Origin of the sequence: Ruminococcus flavefaciens MA2007 (genome assembly GCF_000621845.1) — a bacterium.
Lineage (GTDB): Bacteria > Bacillota > Clostridia > Oscillospirales > Ruminococcaceae > Ruminococcus > Ruminococcus flavefaciens_E.
Genome location: NZ_JHXF01000009.1, coordinates 76,853 through 95,422, shown reverse-complemented (window position 1 = coordinate 95,422; position 18,570 = coordinate 76,853). Strand labels below are relative to the sequence as shown.

The window sequence follows — 18,570 nt, the reverse complement described above, 5'->3', positions numbered from 1 at the left end:
TTATATTATGAGAAATTATCATACACAGATGGAAGCAGCTAAAAAGGGTATCATAACTCCCGAAATGGAAGTAGTTGCCAAGAAAGAATATATCACACCCGAGGAGCTCCGCGCTCTCGTTGCAAAGGGCGAGGTTTGTATCCCCTGCAACATCAACCACAAGTCCATATCCCCAGAGGGTATCGGTACTAAAATGCGAACCAAGATAAACGTAAACCTCGGTATCTCAGGTGACGCCAAGAACTACGACGTGGAAATGGAAAAGGTGGACATGGCGCTGAAATTCGGCGCTGAGGCTATCATGGACCTCTCCAACTACGGCAAGACAAACACTTTCAGAAAGGCTCTTATCGAAAAAGCTCCTGCTATGATAGGTACTGTTCCTATGTACGACGCTATCGGCTACCTTGAAAAGGACCTCCTCGAAATAACCGCAGAGGACTTCCTCAGAGTTGTACGTGCTCACGCGGAAGAGGGCGTTGACTTCATGACTATCCATGCAGGTATCAATCGCCGTGCTGTTGAGGCTTTCCGCAGAGAGGGACGCAAAATGAACATCGTCTCACGCGGCGGCTCACTGCTCTTCGCATGGATGATGATGACAGGCAACGAGAACCCGTTCTACGAGCATTACGACGAAGTTCTCGACATTCTCCGCGAATTTGACTGCACTATCTCCCTCGGTGACGCACTCCGCCCGGGCTGTATCGACGACTCTACAGACGCAGGTCAGATATCCGAGCTTATTGAGCTTGGCGCTCTTACGGAAAGAGCATGGGCAAAGGACGTTCAGGTAATGGTCGAAGGTCCCGGTCACATGGCAATGAACGAGATAGCTGCAAATATGAAGATACAGAAGCGTATCTGCCACAACGCTCCCTTCTATGTTCTCGGACCTCTTGTAACTGACATATTCCCCGGCTATGACCACATCACATCTGCTATCGGCGGTGCTATTGCAGCTGCAAGCGGTGCAGACTTCCTCTGCTATGTTACTCCTGCCGAGCACCTTCGCCTGCCTGATACAAACGACGTTAAGGAGGGTATCATAGCAAGCCTTATCGCAGCTCACGCAGCTGATATCGCAAAGGGCATACCACACGCTACAGACCGCGACAACGCTATGGCTGAGGCTCGTCACGCAGTTGACTGGGACAAGATGTTCGAGATAGCTGTTGACGGCGAAAAGGCTCGCGCATACTTCGAGAGCACTCCCCCTGCTGACAGACACACCTGCTCAATGTGCGGCAAGATGTGCGCCGTAAGAACTACAAATATGATACTCAACGGCGAAAAGGTCGAGTTCTGCACTGAAAAGTAATATCCAAGGCGCACTTCATGTGCGCCTTTTTAGTTATTAGTGATTAGTGCAAAGTGATTAGTAAGTAGAAATATCTACTCCGAATTTACTCGCTGATAGTATGAACGGGATTCCTAAGGGACGTGTTCCTTAGGCGGAGTCCAGAGGCAGAGCCTCTGGCGGGTTTGGGCAGAGCCCATGATACGAAGGCGCTCCGCAAGGGTGAATCCCGAAAACAATCCAGTGAATTGTTTTCGGGAGAGGGACGCCCTGCAATTGAGGGCGTCCCCTGACGGGCGGCGAAACGCCGCCCCTACAGTCTTAGTTCTTAGCTCTTAGTTCTTAGCTCTTAGTTCTGACAATTTTGTATATATGCACAAATCAGACTGTGCACTCCTGTTAATTATGCACTTTTTTTGGACAGAGCCGAAAAATTCGTCGTTTCTCTTGATTATTATTTTTATATGTGATATAATGTACTTTATAGTATGGCTAATTTTACTTATTTGAATAAAAGAAAAAAATTTCTCGGAATGGTGAGAGTTTTTTCTTTCCCATACGTCTAATTATTATAAAGCATTTTTCGGAGCTCACCGCTCCGTGGAAGGGAAAAGGTAATACATCATGAAAAAAGTCATTATCATCGGCGCAGGACCTGCCGGTCTTACCGCTGCATATGAGCTTCTGAAGGACGGCTCGGGAGAGTACGACGTTACCGTCCTTGAGGAAACTACCGCTATCGGCGGTATCTCCAAAACTGTAAACTACAAGGGCAACCGTATGGATATGGGCGGTCACCGCTTCTTCTCCAAGATCCCCGAGGTAAATCAGTGGTGGAGCAATATGCTTCCTATGCAGGGCTCGCCGTCATCGGACGACAAATTCCTCAAAAGACACGTAAACGTTGAAGCAGGCGGTCCCGATCCTCAGAAGGAAAACCGCGTAATGCTCAAGAGACGCAGAGTTTCACGTATCCTTTTCAACGACAAGTTCTATGATTACCCTGTTTCACTGAAGCCCGAAACTATCAAGAACTTCGGATTCTTCACAACAATGAAGGTCGGCTTCAGCTACCTCAAGGCTGCTATCCACAAGCGCCCTGAGACAAATCTTGAAAACTTCTACATCAACTGCTTCGGTAAGGAGCTCTACTCCATGTTCTTCGAGTACTACACCGAGAATCTCTGGGGCAGACACCCCAGCGAGATAGACGCTTCATGGGGCGCTCAGCGTACAAAGGGACTCTCTATCGTAGGTATCATCAAGGACTTCTTCGGAAAGCTCTTCAAGGTAAAGAACCGTAAGGTAAATACATCTCTTATCGAGGAATTCAAGTACCCTAAGCTCGGTCCCGGACAGCTCTGGGAGGTAACTGCTGACGAGGTTCAGAAGCTTGGCGGTCACATCATCATGGAGGCTGCTGTCAAGAAGCTTCACAAGAACTCCGACAACGTTCTCACAGGTGTTACATACATCAAGGACGGTCAGGAAGTTGAGCTCAGCGGCGACGTTGTTATCTCATCAATGCCTGTAAAGGACCTCGTTGCTGGAATGAACGATGTTCCCGAGGACGCTTCACGTATCGCAGCAGGACTTCCCTACCGTGACTACATGACACTCGGTGTTCTCGTTCCCAAGCTCAAGCTCAAGAACAAGACTACTATGAAGACTGTGGGCAACATCGTGCCTGACTGCTGGGTTTACGTTCAGGACAGACGTGTTAAAATGGGACGTTTCCAGATATACAACAACTGGTCTCCTTACATGGTAAAGGACCTCGGACATACTGTATGGGTAGGTCTTGAGTACTTCGTAACAGAGGGCGACAAGTTCTGGAACATGACTGAGGAGCAGTTCTCTGACTTCTGCGTTAAGGAAATGGTAAAGCTCGGTCTTATCGACAGCGCAGACGAGGTCATCGACACGCATATGGAAAAGGTTAAGAAGGCTTATCCTGCTTACTTCGATACATACGAAGAAATGGACAAGCTCATCAGCTACCTCGATACTATCCCGAACCTTTTCTGTGTAGGACGTAACGGTCAGCACAGATACAACAATATCGACCACTCTATGGTAACCTCCTTTGAGGCTGTAAAGGCTATCAAGAACGGCAGCACAGACAAGTCTGCTATCTGGAACGTTAATACCGAAAAGGAATATCACGAGGAGAAGCAGAAGTAATGGACGAGATTAAGCAGATATTCCGCGACAAGCAGTTCAAGAAGCTGTTTGTCGGTGATACGGATAATACGCTGATACAGTTCTTCCGCTACCTTTTCGTCGGCGGACTTGCATTTGTCGTTGACTTCGCATTATCCTATATACTGTTCAGATTTGCTTTCGGAGAACAGAAAGAATTCGGCTGGATAGCCAATTCCCTGTCATTTATCGCAGGTCTTGCAGTAAACTATGTTATAAGCACATTCTGGATATTCAAAAACTCAAAGGTAGAGAACAAGTTTGTTGAGTTTATCAGCTTTGCCGCTATCGGTGTTGTGGGACTTCTCATAACCATTGGCATTACAAAGCTTTTCGAGATATGGCTTGGCGATACAACAAGCCTCTTCCAGATAATCGCAAAGGTAGTTTCAACTGCGGTATCGTTCCTCTGGAACTTCTTCGCAAGAAAAATACTCCTTTATACCAAAAAGGAAGACAAGAACTGAAATTAATTATTATAGGCGGATAGTATCCGCCTATAAAATTCTAAGGAGTTGATATCATTGTCAAAAAATAATAAAAACAGCGCCGCAGAAAACACAGAAGACGCTGTTAAAAAGGCTGCCGAAGCTGCACAGGAGGTCAGTGAAAATGCTGAAAAGGCGGCAGAAACCGCTGAGGAGACTGCTTCCGACGTCATAGACCTTACAGAAGACGCAGCTGACGCAACCGAGAATATCCTCGACCTTACCGAGGACTCCGACGAAAAGGCAGATGAAGCCGAGGAAGCTCCCGAAAAGGCTGACGAAAAAGTAGCCGAGGAGGAAAAAACTGAGGAAAGCAACGAAGCTGAGGAAGCTGAAAAGGCTCCTGTTTCTCTCCGTGAGAAGTATCACTTCGACCTGCTCAGCAAGATAATCATCTGGGTAGTCGCAGGCGTCATTTTCCTCGGAGCTGTATGCGTTACTATATACTACGTAACTACTGCTCAGAAAGCAGAGTTCCACGCAGACTGCACAGATACTATCATGTGGGCTAACGCTACCGCAGAGAGCGGTCATGTATACGATCAGGAGTTCAGCTATGCCTGCTTCCTGCCGTTCAGCACAAGCACTATCATGTATCCCCTGCTCCACTTCTTCGGACTCTCAATGACCGCGCATATCGTCGGCATGATGTGCTTCTTTGTACTGCTGACTGTATTCCTTGTATTCATGATACATGAGATGACAGGCAGCTATCCCATGTCACTTGTAGCAACGGCTATTTTCCTTTCCATTACGCTTTCTACTCAGAAAATGAGAGAGATATTCTGGGGACATACCATTTACTACAGCTTAGGTATCCTCTTCCTTGTAATAGGCGCATTCATGTATTTCCGATACCTTACTGTCAGCAGCAAGGCAAGAACCCTCAAAAAAGACGGCAAGAACAATAAAAAGACAATTATCCACAAGCTCGTTATCTTCCTCTGTATCTGCTTATTCATGCTTCTTACAGGTACAGACGGCATCACAGGCTTTACTCTGTTTGCTCTCCCATTCGCAGGAGCTATCTTCGCAGAGCAGTTCGTGAACACCAAGCACCCGATACTCAGCGGCAAGACATTTTCCGTTGCTTTCAGATGTGTGGTATTCCTCGGTATGGCTGTCGCAGGAAACGCTATAAACAACAAGCTCCTCGGAGGCATGACAGCAGGCTATCAGGATGCAAATTCAAACTTCTCACCTATGGAGGAATGGCTGGAGCATTTCCATAATCTCCCGTTTGCATGGATGAGACTTCTCGGCGTAAAGAGCTTACAGTATGTAAAGTTCACAAGCGAAGAGGGTATCCCGAATATGATATTCCTTATGGCTGCTGTCCTTATCGCTGTTATCCCTGTAATCGCTACCTGCTATTACAAGAAGTTCGGCGATGACCGCAGAGCTAAGATGCTACGTATCTGGATATGGATGCACTGGGCTGTTACAGCTGTAAACATCATGGGATATGTTTTCGGTGTTCTTGCAGCAGCAGACTGGCGTATTATCCCTATGATAGGCACTGCCCTTATAGTAAGCATACTCTTCCTTTCATGGTCTGTCACAAGAAGCGCAGATGTTTCGAGAATTACTGTAATACTCTTCGTGCCTATATTCATGGCAGGAGTGCTCCACTGCAACGACGTCAGAAAGATGAAGAAGGACGAGTACAAACACAATACTCAGTATATGATCGCTGATTTCCTTGAGGACGAAGGCGTAAACAGAGGCTATGCTACTTTCTGGAATGCTAACTCGGTAACTGTTATCACAGGCGAGAGCATAAAGGTAAGCGATGTAGACGTAAACGAAAGAGGCGTATTCATGCGTCACTATCAATCCTCTAAGAGATGGTATGAGACTGATCCTGAGCAGGGCGAATACTTCCTGCTTCTTTCAGGCTACGAAATGGATCAGATGAATCTCTCAGACTTCCCGATGTACCATGAGCCGATACGTACAGCTTATAGAAATATCAACGGAACTGATTTCAATCTGCTGGTATACGACCACAATATAGTTACTCCATAACGAAAATGGCACCCGAAAGGGTGCCATTGATTTTATATGCTATTATTCAGCAAGCTTCTGGTTGATAGCGTTTACAAGCTCGTCTGCGTTTACTCCGTGGACCATTGCTGCTTCCTCGATGGACTCGCCCTGTGATGCAGGACATCCGAGGCAGTGCATTCCGATACTGAAAAGAATTGGTGATACGTCCTTATCAAGCTGGAGAAGCTCGCCTATCTTTGTTTCCTTTGTAACCTGTGCCATATTGTGACCTCCGTTTTTTTATTCAGGGCTTGACAAATGTCCAGCCTGTTGTTATAATATTATCATAGTCTTTGACATTTGTCAAGGAGCTACCGTCAACTTTTACAAAGCGAGGTATTTTGTCCATGTATAAAGGCAGCAATAAATCCGCTCTCCTGTCTCAGAAGCTTATCTCAGAAGCGCTTCTGCGGCTTCTTGAAACAATGCCATTCAATGATATAAGCGTAAGTGACCTCTGCCGCGAGGCTCAGGTATCACGCCAGACCTTCTATTCACTTTTCGGCACAAAGGAAAACGTCGTAGTATATGAGCTGAGCCATAACTGCTGCTTTCTTCCCGATAAAAACTCCCCTACCTGTCATTCTGCGGCATTTCGCTCATTCTGCGAGGGCTACAGCAGATATATCGTGGATAACAGCCATATCATAGAGCTTCTGGTGCGAAACGATATGATACACTTTCTCTATGATGTACAGTATAAGTCGCTCCTTGAATGCGAGCATTTCATCGGGGACGTTTCCGACGATGACCGCGTATTTATCGTGGACTTCATAGCCAGCGGCATGAACAGCATAGCAAAGAACTATGTTCTTCAGGGCAGCAAGGCTGACGTAGCATTTCTCACAAGGCTGATGTTCAGTCTCTTCGGAGGACTGTATTTCAAGAATTACAGCAAAAAAAAGGACGTCTGAGACGTCCTTTTTCTTATGTATTACTGAGCAGCAACAGTTTCCTGTACGGGAGCTTCTGCGTTTTCATCAGACTGTATATCTGTTCTGCCGTTTACCAGCTCGATTATCCTGTCGCCGTATGAAGCACACTTGTGGGAGTGTGTTACCTGAAGGATAGTTATGCCTTTCTCCTTGTTTATCTCAGAGAACAGCTTCATTATCTCGGCGCCTGCATTTGAGTCAAGGTTACCTGTGGGCTCGTCTGCAAGGATTATCTCGGGATTGCCGATGACTGCTCTTGCGATAGCTACTCTCTGCTGCTGACCGCCCGAAAGCTCTGAGGGCTTTGCCTTGCGCTTTTCGGTAAGTCCTGTTATACGGAGTATCTCGTCGAGCTGATCTTTCATCTCAGCCTTGCTCTTGCCCTTTACGCTTGATGGAAGAAGGATATTGTCCTCAACGTTGAGATTCTGGACAAGATTGTAGAACTGGAAGATAAAGCCTATCTTATCAAGTCTCATCTTTGAAAGGTCTTTCTCCTTCATCTTGCCGATGTCGTTTCCGCACACATTGATCGTTCCGTTGAAGTATCTGTCAAGTCCGCCTATGAGATACAGAAGCGTAGATTTGCCGCTTCCCGAAGCTCCCATAAGTGATACGAACTCGCCCTTTTCAACGCTCAGCGAAGCTCCTGACAGTACCTTTGTCATGCTCTCGCCCTTGCCGAATGCTTTATATACATTGTTTACTTCTATTACATTTGCCATTGTACTCTCTCCTTTATTCGTATTTCAGCTGTGAAACTACGTCCATTTTCTTCAGTGCTCTTATGGGGAAAAGCGATACCAGTGTGAATACCGCAAACAGGAATATCGCATAGAATATGCACTTGATCACAGGTATGCGGACAGGCATTACCTGCTCCAGAATGTCCATTATCCTGCCAAATTCATAGGACATGAATATTCCCACAGGCACTGCGAACAGAAGCGCTGTTCCCGAGGATATCATATTTTCGATGAGGAACATCTTTGAAAGCTTTTTTCTCGGCATAGCCACCGAGGTCATTACAGCGCACTCACGCTTTCTGCCCTCAAGTCCGATAAGCTGATTGCTTACAACTCCCGCAAAGGTAAGTCCTACGCCAATGAGAATAAGGATATTGAGTATCATCTTTATTGCAGCTCTTGTAAGGGCGATATTAAGGTCATATTCGCTCTTTGTGTAGGCTATCTGTATAAAGTCTCCCGAATGATCCTGTATGGTCTTTTTAAGAGCCTTTGCGTCATCGCCGCGCACAAGCATGAACTGCGGGAAGTCGTTGTATATCTCCTTGTATACTTCCTCGCTTACGATAACGGAGGTTCCTGTTGCTGCCATATAGTCTATCTTGACCTTAGCCTTGATAGTGAACTCTCTTACGATAGGAAGATAGCCCTTATCCATAAAGGTTATCTTTACCTTGTCGCCCTCTTTATAGCCATACTTTTTCATGAGCATTCTGTCGAGGCAGACCTCGTCCTTTTCAAGATGGTCAGCGTCAAGGTCAAATGCAGATAAAAGCTCTGCTCCCTCATTGTTGAAGCCGTAAACATAGCAGTCAACCTTTTCGTTGTCAAGCTTGAGATTATCAACGGTAAGATAGAAGTATTCTACCTTGTCAACTCCGTCAAGCTGCTCGACATAGGATAACAGGTCGGATTTGCAGCCGCTGAGAGTACAGATAACATCACAGTTGAATGCTGCGTGGTCGTACATTGAAGCAAGTGAATTTGAGAAAATATAGATAACGATAGCAAGTGCAGCAGCTGTTACGCACAGTACCGAGCTTCCTACGGTGCTCTTTTTGTTGCCTGCCTCTACTGCCGCAAGGTGTGCGATAGGGAAATTGCGCTTTGCAAAGAGCTTTGCAAGAAGTCCTGCGATACCTCTCTCCACATAGTTGAAAAGCATTGCAACGCTTGCAATAAAGCAAACAAAGCAGGTCATACTGAGCACGAAGCTGTCCTTGAAGAAGAATGTCACAACAGATACTGCCAAAAGGATAATGCCTATTACAGTAAATACTCTGCTTGGACGGTATTCTGTTTCCTTTGTATTGAAGATAATATCGCGGATAGGAGTTTTTATCGCCTTTATAGCCTCCTTTATGGGGCAAAGGCACTCGATGAGCATTGCGCCGATAATAACTGCCGCGATAAGATACCACTTCGGCATAGGCACGGGAGGCTTGATAGCGTCAGTACCGCCTATCACGAAAGCGCTGTCAAAGAAAGGCTTCTTGATAAGACAGTAAGCTATGATACCTATGATACTGCCTACAAGACCGTACAGTGCGTTCTCGAACATGAGAGCAAAAGTAGTCTTCTTAGCTGAGATACCAAGGCTTCGGAATGTTCCTACAACTGACATCTTATCTACTATCATACGCTCGGAAACGGAAATAGTTACAAAGATAACAAGAAGCATACATACTGCAAAAAGCACAACAAATAATCTTGTTACGCTTTTGATAGCGTCGGTCACTTCCTTGCTTTCAAGGAAATTCGTTACCTCAGCTGTAGGATACTTTTTCTTGAAGAACTTCTCGGCTTCGGCTACACGGGCGTCGTCCTTGACGTCAATGAGAACGTCTGTTATTTCAAGCTCGCCGCTGAGAGTAAGCTCCTTCATATCCTCATAGCTGATAACGGCTATCTCGCCCATATTGAAGATACCCTGCTTCTTTTCGATGCTTCCCACGGTAAACTCTACAGGCTTATCCTGCTCGCCGTGGAAAACTATCTTGTCACCGACCTTGTATCCGAATTCGTCGGCAAAGCTCTCGGAAATAGCCGCCTTTTTGCCGCTGAGGTCTGTTCCCTCGCGGATAAGGCTCATCTTCTTGGCTGTATCCTCTTCAAAGCCGAATACTGATATCATTGAACGGTTTACATATGAGCTGTCAAAATCAATATGTCTGTCAAATGCGCTGCCCATTACAGCCATTTTTATAATATTACAGTCGGGAGCACCCTCACCGAAGCTGTCGTCTACAGGAGACTTTGTCTCCACCTCAATATCCGAGGTTCCAAGGGTATTTGATAATACGCCCTTTATCATTCCGTTCAGCGAGCCGCTCATATCAAAGCTTATCATTGCAGTAAAGCTGCACACGGCTATAATAAGTATGAGCAGGACAGTTCTGAGCTTATGCGCCCATATATTCTTGAATAAATGCTTAAATACCAATCTCATCGCTTACCACCTGCTTACCCTTTCCTCGGGAGCTACGTACATTCCGTCACCCTCTTTCAGATCGTATACCTCATTGAACTTTTTGTTCGAAGCAAGGACAGCATTGACTCTGGTCTTGGCAGGACTGTGGGGATCGAGTTTAAGTGAGCTTATAGCGTCGGAATCCACCATTAATGTACACCATGCCTGAGCATAAGCCTTGAAGAGCTTCTTGAGCTCCTCCTCGTCGTCAACAAGATTGGTAACGCACTCGATACCGCTGAGATCGGCATAGTTCTCGCCGTTGGTGAGTTTGCCGTCTACGTGATAGACCTCCATAATGGTAAACTTGCTGTAGTACTCGGCAAGAGCGTCTGCACGCTCCTTGAGCACCTGTTTATCGGTATCGTTTATCCAGCTCGGATCGTACTTTCCGTCAGCATTGTAGTTTATGCAGGTAGAGTCAAAGGCATGACCTATCTCATGTCCAACGACACTGCCCAGTGCGCCAAGATTCTCAGCATTATCGCCCTTTGGATCAAACATAGGCTTCTGCATGATAGCCACTGTGATATTGATACAGTTGCTTGGCAGATACTGAGCATTGAAATCAGCCGCAGACATATCTACCTCGTCAAGGCTTACCACCTTGTCAAGCTTTGCTATCTTGTCATCTGTGAGCTTTTTCTTGATACTTATAACTGAATGATAAAGATCAGCACCTATGACCTTTGCGTCTTTTGGATCTACCTTGTGAGGCGTAGGCGTTGTAAGAAGCTTTATCCCGTGAAGCTTTTTAAGAAGAGCATTTCTTGTCTCGGCAGTCAGCCAGTCAGCCTTGTTGATAAGGTCGTCGTAGCTTTCTATTATCTCGTCGAACAGGTCATGTATGCCCTTGTCCAGCTCGGGAGTATAAAAGCGCTCTGCATAGAGCTCGCTAATAGGAGTTCTTAGGTAATTCTCTACCAAAAATGCCGCAACCTTTTCGTCCTTTTCCTTGCTCTCGGGATTGTAATCCCTGAGGATAGAGTTGCTTTCGGGAATATATGCACCCATTTCCTTTAAATAGCCTGCAAATATGTATGAACGCCATTTTTCAAGGTTTTCATCAGTAATAAGGTCGTTTATAGCCTTGAGCTGGTCGGGATCGTATATGTAAACTCCGTCTGTTTTGCTTACTGCGCCGCCCAGGAACATCTCAACAACAGAGCCGTCAAGATTGCTCATTATGCTGTCAAGCTCGGCAAATGAGCTCTTTGGAGTAGCAAGCATCTCATCTAAGGTCATATTATGCTCGGTATCAGTTGCATTTGCAATATCGATCGCAAGATATACCATTTGCTTGCCCTTTTCATCGGCAGTCTCATAGTCGTCTCCCATTACTCTGTGCATATCTCTTGCAATAGCGTTAGCCGCAGAGCAGTTGCTTGAATCGTCCATTATGTCCTTTAGCGATGTGCCAAGAAAATCATTTGCGCCGTAAAGCTCGATACAGTAACGGGTTCCGTCGGTATAGTCTCTTCCGATATTAAAAGTAAAAATAGACTGAGCGCCATAGTTTGTGCAAAGGTCGCCCCATATCTTAAAAAGCTCCTGAATGTCCTTTGCCGCAAGTATCCTGTCACAGTTGCCCATTATAGTCTTTACTACATCGTCGTTTTCCTTGTAGTCAATAGCCTGTTTGTAAAGATCATGGACAAGCTGTTCATTTGAGCCGTCGGCAAACTTCTCGTTTGAATTTCCTATCTCAACTATCATATTCTCGATAACATCTTGTATCTCCTCACCTGCGAAATATGATGCAGCAGATTCACCGTAAGATATCTCCATGTTCATAAGCTTATCATAGTTGATATAGTCGTAAAAATCGTCCTGAGGGCGTCTTTCCTTTTTGGTATCCTTGTCCTCGGACTTATCCCCGTCGTCTTTTGAGTCCTCTGCTTCGGTCTTTTTGCTGCCTGACGAATCGTCATTAGCCTGCATGGAACAGCCGCAGACATTGACCGTCAGCAGTCCGGCAAGCAGGAGCGGCAGCAGCCTGTGTTTTTTCTTCATTTTGATCCTCCAATAATTATTGTGACATATAAAATAAATATGCAGCAATAGTAATTATACATCAATACGCAGCAGATGTCAATTATTGTTTGCCAGATACCGCCACGCAAGTGTATATATACATTATACACATTGATAACAAGCTTGTCAAGTATTTAACGAAAATTTTTGAAAAACAGGAAACAATAAAAACAGGCATAAAGGATAACCGCAACACTTATATAGAAGCTTACAGTTAATTATGGGGGAAACCTTTCTGAGGAAAGGTTCTCCCCCATACCCCTTTCCAAAGACTTTTATCTGGTTTTTTCGCAGATAGGGCGCTTCTTAAATAAAAAAAGACCTGCAAAAATGCAGGTGCGCCCTATCTGTGAAAAAACAAAACTAAAGTTTTAGGGAGAGAGTTTGAGAGAAGCCCCTTTTTCAAAAGGGGTTCTCTCAATAATAATTATAAAACTTCTATATGAGTATCATGGTTACTCTTTATGCCTGTTTTTATTTGAACTTTAATTATTCGCCGCAGGCGAAACCATAACTCTCAACTTTACGCTCTCAACTCTCAACTTTCATACGTGCGATATAATAAGCTGTGTTCCCAGCAGAAGCACCAGAAGCGTCACGTTCACCAGTGTGAATACGCCCATATACTTGCCTGTCTGAGCTCTTTCAGAGCCGCGGTATATCTGAAATGCGATAAGACTCGCCATTGAAGCGATGATAGTTCCGAAGCCGCCGATATCAACTCCAAGGAGGAGCTGTGTGCCGTTGTCCGTGAACTCCGCAAGCATTACTGCCGAAGGAACATTGCTGATAACCTGTGAAAGAAGCGCCGATACTATCAGCTCCCTGCCTGTAAGTATTCCAGAGAAGAATTCGCTTACCGCGTCGATTCGAGCGATATTTCCTACGAAAACAAAGAAGCAGACGAATGTTGCAAGAAGTATGTAATCTATTTTCAGAAGAAGCTTCACGTCACAGATAAGCGCCGCCGCTATTGCCGCTATTAGACACCCCCAGTCTGGAACGAGCCTGAATACTGCCGCGATACACAACACGAATACGCCCGTATATACTGCCGCCTTTATCACAGGAAGCTTTGCTTCGCTGCGCTTTGGAGCTTCGCATTTGTCCTTTGGCAGGAACAGTGTCAACAGAAGCACCGCCGCAAGACCAAGAGCTCCGACGGGGAGCATGGTTTTCACAAAGGTCATAGCCGTGAGCCCGTATTTATCGTAAAGGAAAAGATTTTGCGGATTGCCGACAGGAGTCATCATGCTGCCCAGATTAGCCGCCGCCGATTCAAGAACAATGGTAAGGATAAGGCTCTTGTCGTCCTTGATATTGCTGTAGATAAGAAGCGTCAGCGGTACAAATGTAATGAGAGCCACGTCGTTGGTGACCAGCATTGCGCTGAAAAAGCATATGAGTATCATCACTGCGCCAAGTCGGCGGACTGTACCCGTCTTTTGCAGTATCACTCTCGTCACCGTGTCGAATATGCCTATGCTGCGCAGTCCCGCTACAGCCGCCATAAGGGCGAACAGCTCGATAAGCACCGTCCTGTTGCAGTAGTCGATGTACCCCCTGTCAGGCGGAACGATGAACATTGTCGCCACAGCAAGAATGAACGCGATGACCAGTACAGGCTGTGCCTTTATAAACTTCCAGACCTTCTCCATAAAACCGTCCTTCCAAATTTTCATGCCTATTGATTATACCACGTTTTTCGGCAGACGTCAACAGATTTATTGAGCAATGACGTCCTGTCGCCCGCTTTAAAACATCGCTTACAAATTGCTGCCTAATTGAAAAGGGCGGATAGCTCCGCCCTTTCATAAAACTATTTAAAATGACTTTATCTCGCCGAGAATGAACTTCTTGAGCAATACAAGGTCTTCACCGTCGATAACGTCGTCAGCATTGATATCAGCCGCCTCGAAGCGCTCTGCGTCGCCCTCAACTGCCGCTCTTCTCATCTGACACATATCGAAGCTGTCAACAACTCCGTCGCCGTTAAGGTCGCCGAGAATAACTTCAGCGGCAGGTGTATTCGGCTTCCACCAGTTCAGATTAAAGAGGTAGCTCTCTCCGCCTGTGAATACCAGATATACATCATGCTTGCCTGAGGTCGGCTCGATAGTGCAGGTCTTGGTTGTCCAGTCCTGCCAGCCGCCTGTGCTTCCGACCTCTGCCTTGCCTATGAGCTTGCCGTCAGCGCTGTCAAGTCTTACCTCGATATTGCCGCCCGAGCCGTTTGAAGCTACACGGAAGTCTGCCTTATCTGCGCCTGTAAGGTCGATGTTCTTGAAGCCGATATAGTCGCCGTCCTCGATGTAGCCCACGTCTGTGCCGCCCTCTGAGCAGGTCTCAGTTTCGATACCCGACTTGTAATCGCAGGATTCAGCCTCGATAACGCCCTCAGCCTCAGCGCTTCCTGTGCCCTTGAGTCGGAGGAGGTGTCCTGATTTGCTCAGTACCTTGCCGCTTGCGTCAAGAACGTATATCCTGTACTCGCCCTCCTTGGACGGAGTCTTGATAGTGCCTGCTGTGCCCCTTGACTTGGTCATATCAGCGCCTGCCTTGAAGCTTGTAGTGCCGTCGGGAGCTATCCATACTGTGCCGTCTACCTTTCTTATGGGGAGCTTGCTGCTGCAAGTCGTTGCACAGCTTGCAGGGAATGCATAGTCCGCAGCCGATTTCAGCCATGTAGGCATCATCTTGCGGTAGTCATCGCCGATACCAGAGTTAAGGCATATCTTGTACTGTGCGAATGGCCACACATTATCGGAAACAACGATAGGAGTGTCAATATCGCTTGTGGGAGGATTCTTGCCCATTTTGTTTACTGTAGCATATGTGCGCTTGATAGTGAGATCGTGTTTCTGACCATAGTCCTCACAGTTGATGGTATAGGTAACGTTAGGGCTTATTTCAAGGACGTTGTCAAGCTCCTTGATGTAAGCCGTGCCCTCGTCATTATGGAGACCGTATGTAGGCCAGCCGGGACCGCCTGCTGGTATACCCTGAACGTAGTTCTCGTTGATTATAGTTCCGGGCATCTGTCCGATAGTGTAGATACCGCCGCTGTCGTGGAGACGGTTAAGTGAGTTTATAACTCTGTTGTAGCATATCTGGTTGTCACGGCAGGTAGTGCTGTCCTTGAAGTTGCACCAGCCCCAGCCGAGGTGGATACCGTTGTATGCTGTCTTTTCGATAGTGTTGTTGAGTATCTTCACGGAGTCAACGAAGTATGCAGTAATGGCTGCACAGCCGCCGAAGCCGTGAACAACGCTTATATCATAGAGAAGATTCTCGGTGATGAGGTCGTTTTTGCATAAGCCCTCAACGCCCTTAGGAAATTTCTCCTTGTTATTGCCTGCTGCGTCCCCGATATAGATATGCTGCGGATGACCGACAGTAATACCGCTTGAGGTGATGTCGGTAACGAAGTTTCCACGGACCTCAGAATCCACAACATCATTGGTCATGGAGATACCGTCTGCACCTGTGTGCTTAACAACATTGCCTTTGAGCTTGATGTTGCTGCTGCTTGTGATATGGATAGCAGCAGGCAGAGTATCAACCATTTCGTATTTCTTGTTGTGCCAGTTTGAATCAGCAAATGCAGTGTAGGTCTGTGCCGCCTGACAGGTAGTTTTACCGTGAGAGCCTGCTACATCTGTGAGCTGATAATCCGTATTGGCAAAGGTAATGCCGCTGAAGCTTATATTCGATACACGGTCTGATGTGGACTTACCTGCAATCTTGATAAGACCGTCAGCAACAGGAGCTTCAACGTCAGCTGTTGTCATATCCTCGCCGTTTCTCGGATAGTAGTACAGCATCTTGGCGGTCTTGTCGAAGAAGAACTCGCCCTCGCTGTCAACGAATGAGAATGCATTGTATATGGTGTGAGTGCCGCCTGTTGTGAAGCCTGCGCCCCAACCAGGAGTCTGAGCGATAGCGCCGTAAGGCTGCTGCATAAGGAGTATCATGCTGCCTCCCTCGTACTTTATATTTCGGGAGCATACAATATTCTCATTCCATGTTGTGCCGTTTACGACCTCCAGGTCATCAAAGTTTGAGGTTATCTTTGGCAGCGAGCCTGCATCATACTTGATGCCGTCGCTCTTTTTTCCAGAAACCCAGGCCCAACTTGCCTGACCTGCTGTTATATTGTAATCACCGTAACCGCCCTTTGCCTGTACCTGAACGCTGCCCATATTGGCGCGGCGGTCATTAACGTAGAGATTGCGGAGCTTATAGTCTCTGTCCAGAGGGGCAGCCCACAGCTTGTCGTTGTACTTCTTCCAGCCTGTGACCTGTGTAGCTCCGTTGATAACGGGAGTTTCTCCCTGATACGCTTCATAGCGTATGGTGTAATCGCCCTTGCCTGAGTCCCTTGTGTCGAACTCAACGGGCTTTGTGATACGGTAATCGCCTCCGCGGAGATAAACAACGATGTCGCCTGTCATCGAGCTGTTTATCTTTCGCACCTCGTCTCGCGCCTTTTCGAGAGTAGCAAAGGGCGAGCCGATAGAACCGTCACCGCTGTCGCTTCCGTCGGGAGCAACATAGAATACAGCCTGCACGTCAGCCGCTGTAGCTGTACTCTGGGGCACTGCAATATCAAACGCTGATATTGCAGCTGCCATGCTGACAACAAGTGCTAAAGCTCTTTTTGTCATATTCATAAGTATTCCTCCTTTTCGGCTCAACAAACTCAGCCTTTGCCTAAAAGACTGTTTTCTTGTTATTAAGGCTGAGTCCGAAAAAGCCAATTTTAATTCCCCTGCTATCATTCACCTCATTTGTGCATGATAGACTAATTTTAACATAATTTTATTATAATATATCATCACAATTTATAATACAAAAATCATGATTTTTATGGTAATTTCCTATCATTTCATGGAAATTTTCCTCCTATACTCCGTTATTTTTACTAAAACAGGAACTGCTTTTTCGTCAATTTAAAATAAATGAAAAAAATTATTCATTTCCCTTGCATTTTTAAAAAATATCCCTTATAATATAATCTGTGTTTAAAACACGGAAAAATATAGAAATAAGAGGTAATGGGTATGAAAAAAATGATTTCTTGTCTCACAGCACTTACTCTTTTTGCGACTATGCCTGCAGCAGCAGTTTTTGCAGCTGATACGACAACAGCCGCATCAACAGCAGCAAGCAGCGTGAGCGAAACAGCTGTTGCAAAGCTCAAGGATATGAATACTATCCTCAGTCTTACCGACGGCGCTGACAGCACTCTGAACGACTTCGTCAAGGTCGAGGATTCACGCTTCAAGACTATCGCAAGCGTAAAGGCATTTATCACCGACACCTGCACAGGCGACCTCAAGGAAATGTTTATCGCAAGCTGCGCAAACTGCCTGAAGGAAGAAAACGGCGCTCTTTACAAAAGAAGCTCGGGACGTTTCTTCTATACATTTCTTACGGACAACGGCGTTGTCATCACAGATCAGACTGATAAGTCATTCAGAGCCGTAACTCAGAAAAGCGACGAGATGAATGATTACGGCAGAGCTGCATTTGCCCTCGAAGACGGCAAATGGAAGATCAACGACTATGAATTCGGCTACTTCACTGTCAATAAATCCACAGAAGACCTTGCAGACGCTGCATATGTAAGAATGTTCCACCTGCAGAGCATACTCGAAACTCTCGCATACGGTGCTCCTGCTGATTCAAAGGATACAATAACAGTCAACGGCAAGAAATACGGCAAAGCAAGCGACAATATGCAGAGCTTCTCGATGTACCTTTTCAAGGAATACATCACCGAGCAATGCACAGGTGAGCTGCGCGACAGCCTAATAAAGCAGGCTGAAGACCGTTTCGTTGAAAAAGACGATGTTGTTTACGCCGCTATTGGTGCAAGAGGAGCATACAGCTTTAATATCAACGAAGGCGTGACCGTTTCAAATGTTACTGCAAACGGATTTACAGCAACTACCGCTGAAAAGAGCGACAAGGACGGCTACGGCAGAATAAATCTTGTTGCTGAAGACGGCAGATGGCTCGTAAAGAGCTACGACTTCGCCGAGACCAACACCGCTCCGAGCTATAACTTGGGAGATGTAAACAGCGACAGCAAGATAGACGCAGTTGACGCCTCAGCTGTACTCAGCTATTATGCAATGGTATCCACCAAAAAGGACGGCGGATTCAACGAAGCTCAGAAGCTTGCCGGAGACGTGGATAAAAACGGTACGATAAACGCAGTTGACGCCTCAAATATCCTTTCCTACTATGCTTATACAGCAACAACAAAGGAAAAAGTAAAGACCTTTGAGGAATTCCTCGCAAAGTAAGAATAAATGATACGAAAAACACCGCAGCTAAG

12 protein-coding genes are annotated in these 18,570 nt (G+C 46.2%); 6 read left to right on the top strand and 6 right to left on the bottom strand.

Annotation, left to right across the window (positions count from 1 at the left end):
* Positions 1-7 precede the first annotated feature (7 nt).
* The 4 genes from thiC (at position 8) to T497_RS0105710 (ending at position 6,018) form a co-directional block, all read left to right on the top strand.
* The gene (gene thiC, locus T497_RS0105725; RefSeq protein ID WP_028514791.1) at positions 8-1,321 is read left to right on the top strand and encodes a phosphomethylpyrimidine synthase ThiC; all 1,314 of its coding nucleotides are present in this window, start codon (positions 8-10) and stop codon (positions 1,319-1,321) included.
* Positions 1,322-1,924: 603 nt separating this feature from the next.
* Complete coding sequence (locus T497_RS0105720; protein WP_028514790.1) at positions 1,925-3,484, top strand: NAD(P)/FAD-dependent oxidoreductase; 1,560 nt, start codon at positions 1,925-1,927, stop codon at positions 3,482-3,484.
* A complete protein-coding gene (locus T497_RS0105715) occupies positions 3,484-3,969 on the top strand; it encodes a GtrA family protein (protein WP_028514789.1) in 486 nt (161 codons plus the stop codon). Before T497_RS0105720 ends, T497_RS0105715 begins: the two co-directional genes overlap by 1 nt.
* 57 nt (positions 3,970-4,026) lie before the next feature.
* The gene (locus T497_RS0105710) at positions 4,027-6,018 is read left to right on the top strand and encodes a hypothetical protein (RefSeq protein WP_028514788.1); all 1,992 of its coding nucleotides are present in this window, start codon (positions 4,027-4,029) and stop codon (positions 6,016-6,018) included.
* A gap of 42 nt (positions 6,019-6,060) precedes the next feature.
* On the opposite strand, the gene T497_RS0105705 is transcribed toward T497_RS0105710, so the two are convergent.
* The gene (locus T497_RS0105705; RefSeq protein WP_024859968.1) at positions 6,061-6,261 is read right to left on the bottom strand and encodes a DUF1858 domain-containing protein; all 201 of its coding nucleotides are present in this window, start codon (positions 6,259-6,261) and stop codon (positions 6,061-6,063) included.
* A 125-nt stretch (positions 6,262-6,386) separates the two neighbouring features.
* Between T497_RS0105705 and T497_RS0105695 the strand changes: the two genes are divergently transcribed.
* The gene (locus T497_RS0105695) at positions 6,387-6,953 is read left to right on the top strand and encodes a TetR/AcrR family transcriptional regulator (RefSeq protein ID WP_028514787.1); all 567 of its coding nucleotides are present in this window, start codon (positions 6,387-6,389) and stop codon (positions 6,951-6,953) included.
* A 20-nt stretch (positions 6,954-6,973) separates the two neighbouring features.
* Here the strand turns inward: T497_RS0105695 and T497_RS15975 are convergent, their stop codons facing one another.
* The 5 genes from T497_RS15975 to T497_RS0105670 all read right to left on the bottom strand — a co-directional run bounded on the left by T497_RS15975 (position 6,974) and on the right by T497_RS0105670 (position 16,897).
* On the bottom strand, positions 6,974-7,699 hold the full coding sequence (locus T497_RS15975; protein ID WP_037324516.1) for an ABC transporter ATP-binding protein: 726 nt from the start codon (positions 7,697-7,699) through the stop codon (positions 6,974-6,976).
* A 13-nt stretch (positions 7,700-7,712) separates the two neighbouring features.
* Positions 7,713-10,169: an ABC transporter permease gene (locus tag T497_RS0105685; RefSeq protein WP_028514786.1), complete on the bottom strand. Its 2,457-nt coding sequence runs from the start codon at positions 10,167-10,169 to the stop codon at positions 7,713-7,715.
* A 3-nt stretch (positions 10,170-10,172) separates the two neighbouring features.
* Positions 10,173-12,203, bottom strand: a complete 2,031-nt coding sequence (locus T497_RS0105680) for a M13 family metallopeptidase (protein WP_028514785.1) — start codon at positions 12,201-12,203, stop codon at positions 10,173-10,175.
* Positions 12,204-12,769: 566 nt separating this feature from the next.
* The gene (locus T497_RS0105675) at positions 12,770-13,882 is read right to left on the bottom strand and encodes an SLC13 family permease (RefSeq protein WP_037324515.1); all 1,113 of its coding nucleotides are present in this window, start codon (positions 13,880-13,882) and stop codon (positions 12,770-12,772) included.
* A 165-nt stretch (positions 13,883-14,047) separates the two neighbouring features.
* The gene (locus T497_RS0105670; RefSeq protein WP_037324514.1) at positions 14,048-16,897 is read right to left on the bottom strand and encodes a carbohydrate-binding protein; all 2,850 of its coding nucleotides are present in this window, start codon (positions 16,895-16,897) and stop codon (positions 14,048-14,050) included.
* Between the two features lie 390 nt (positions 16,898-17,287).
* Between T497_RS0105670 and T497_RS0105665 the strand changes: the two genes are divergently transcribed.
* A complete protein-coding gene (locus T497_RS0105665; protein ID WP_028514782.1) occupies positions 17,288-18,538 on the top strand; it encodes a dockerin type I domain-containing protein in 1,251 nt (416 codons plus the stop codon).
* Positions 18,539-18,570 lie beyond the last annotated feature (32 nt).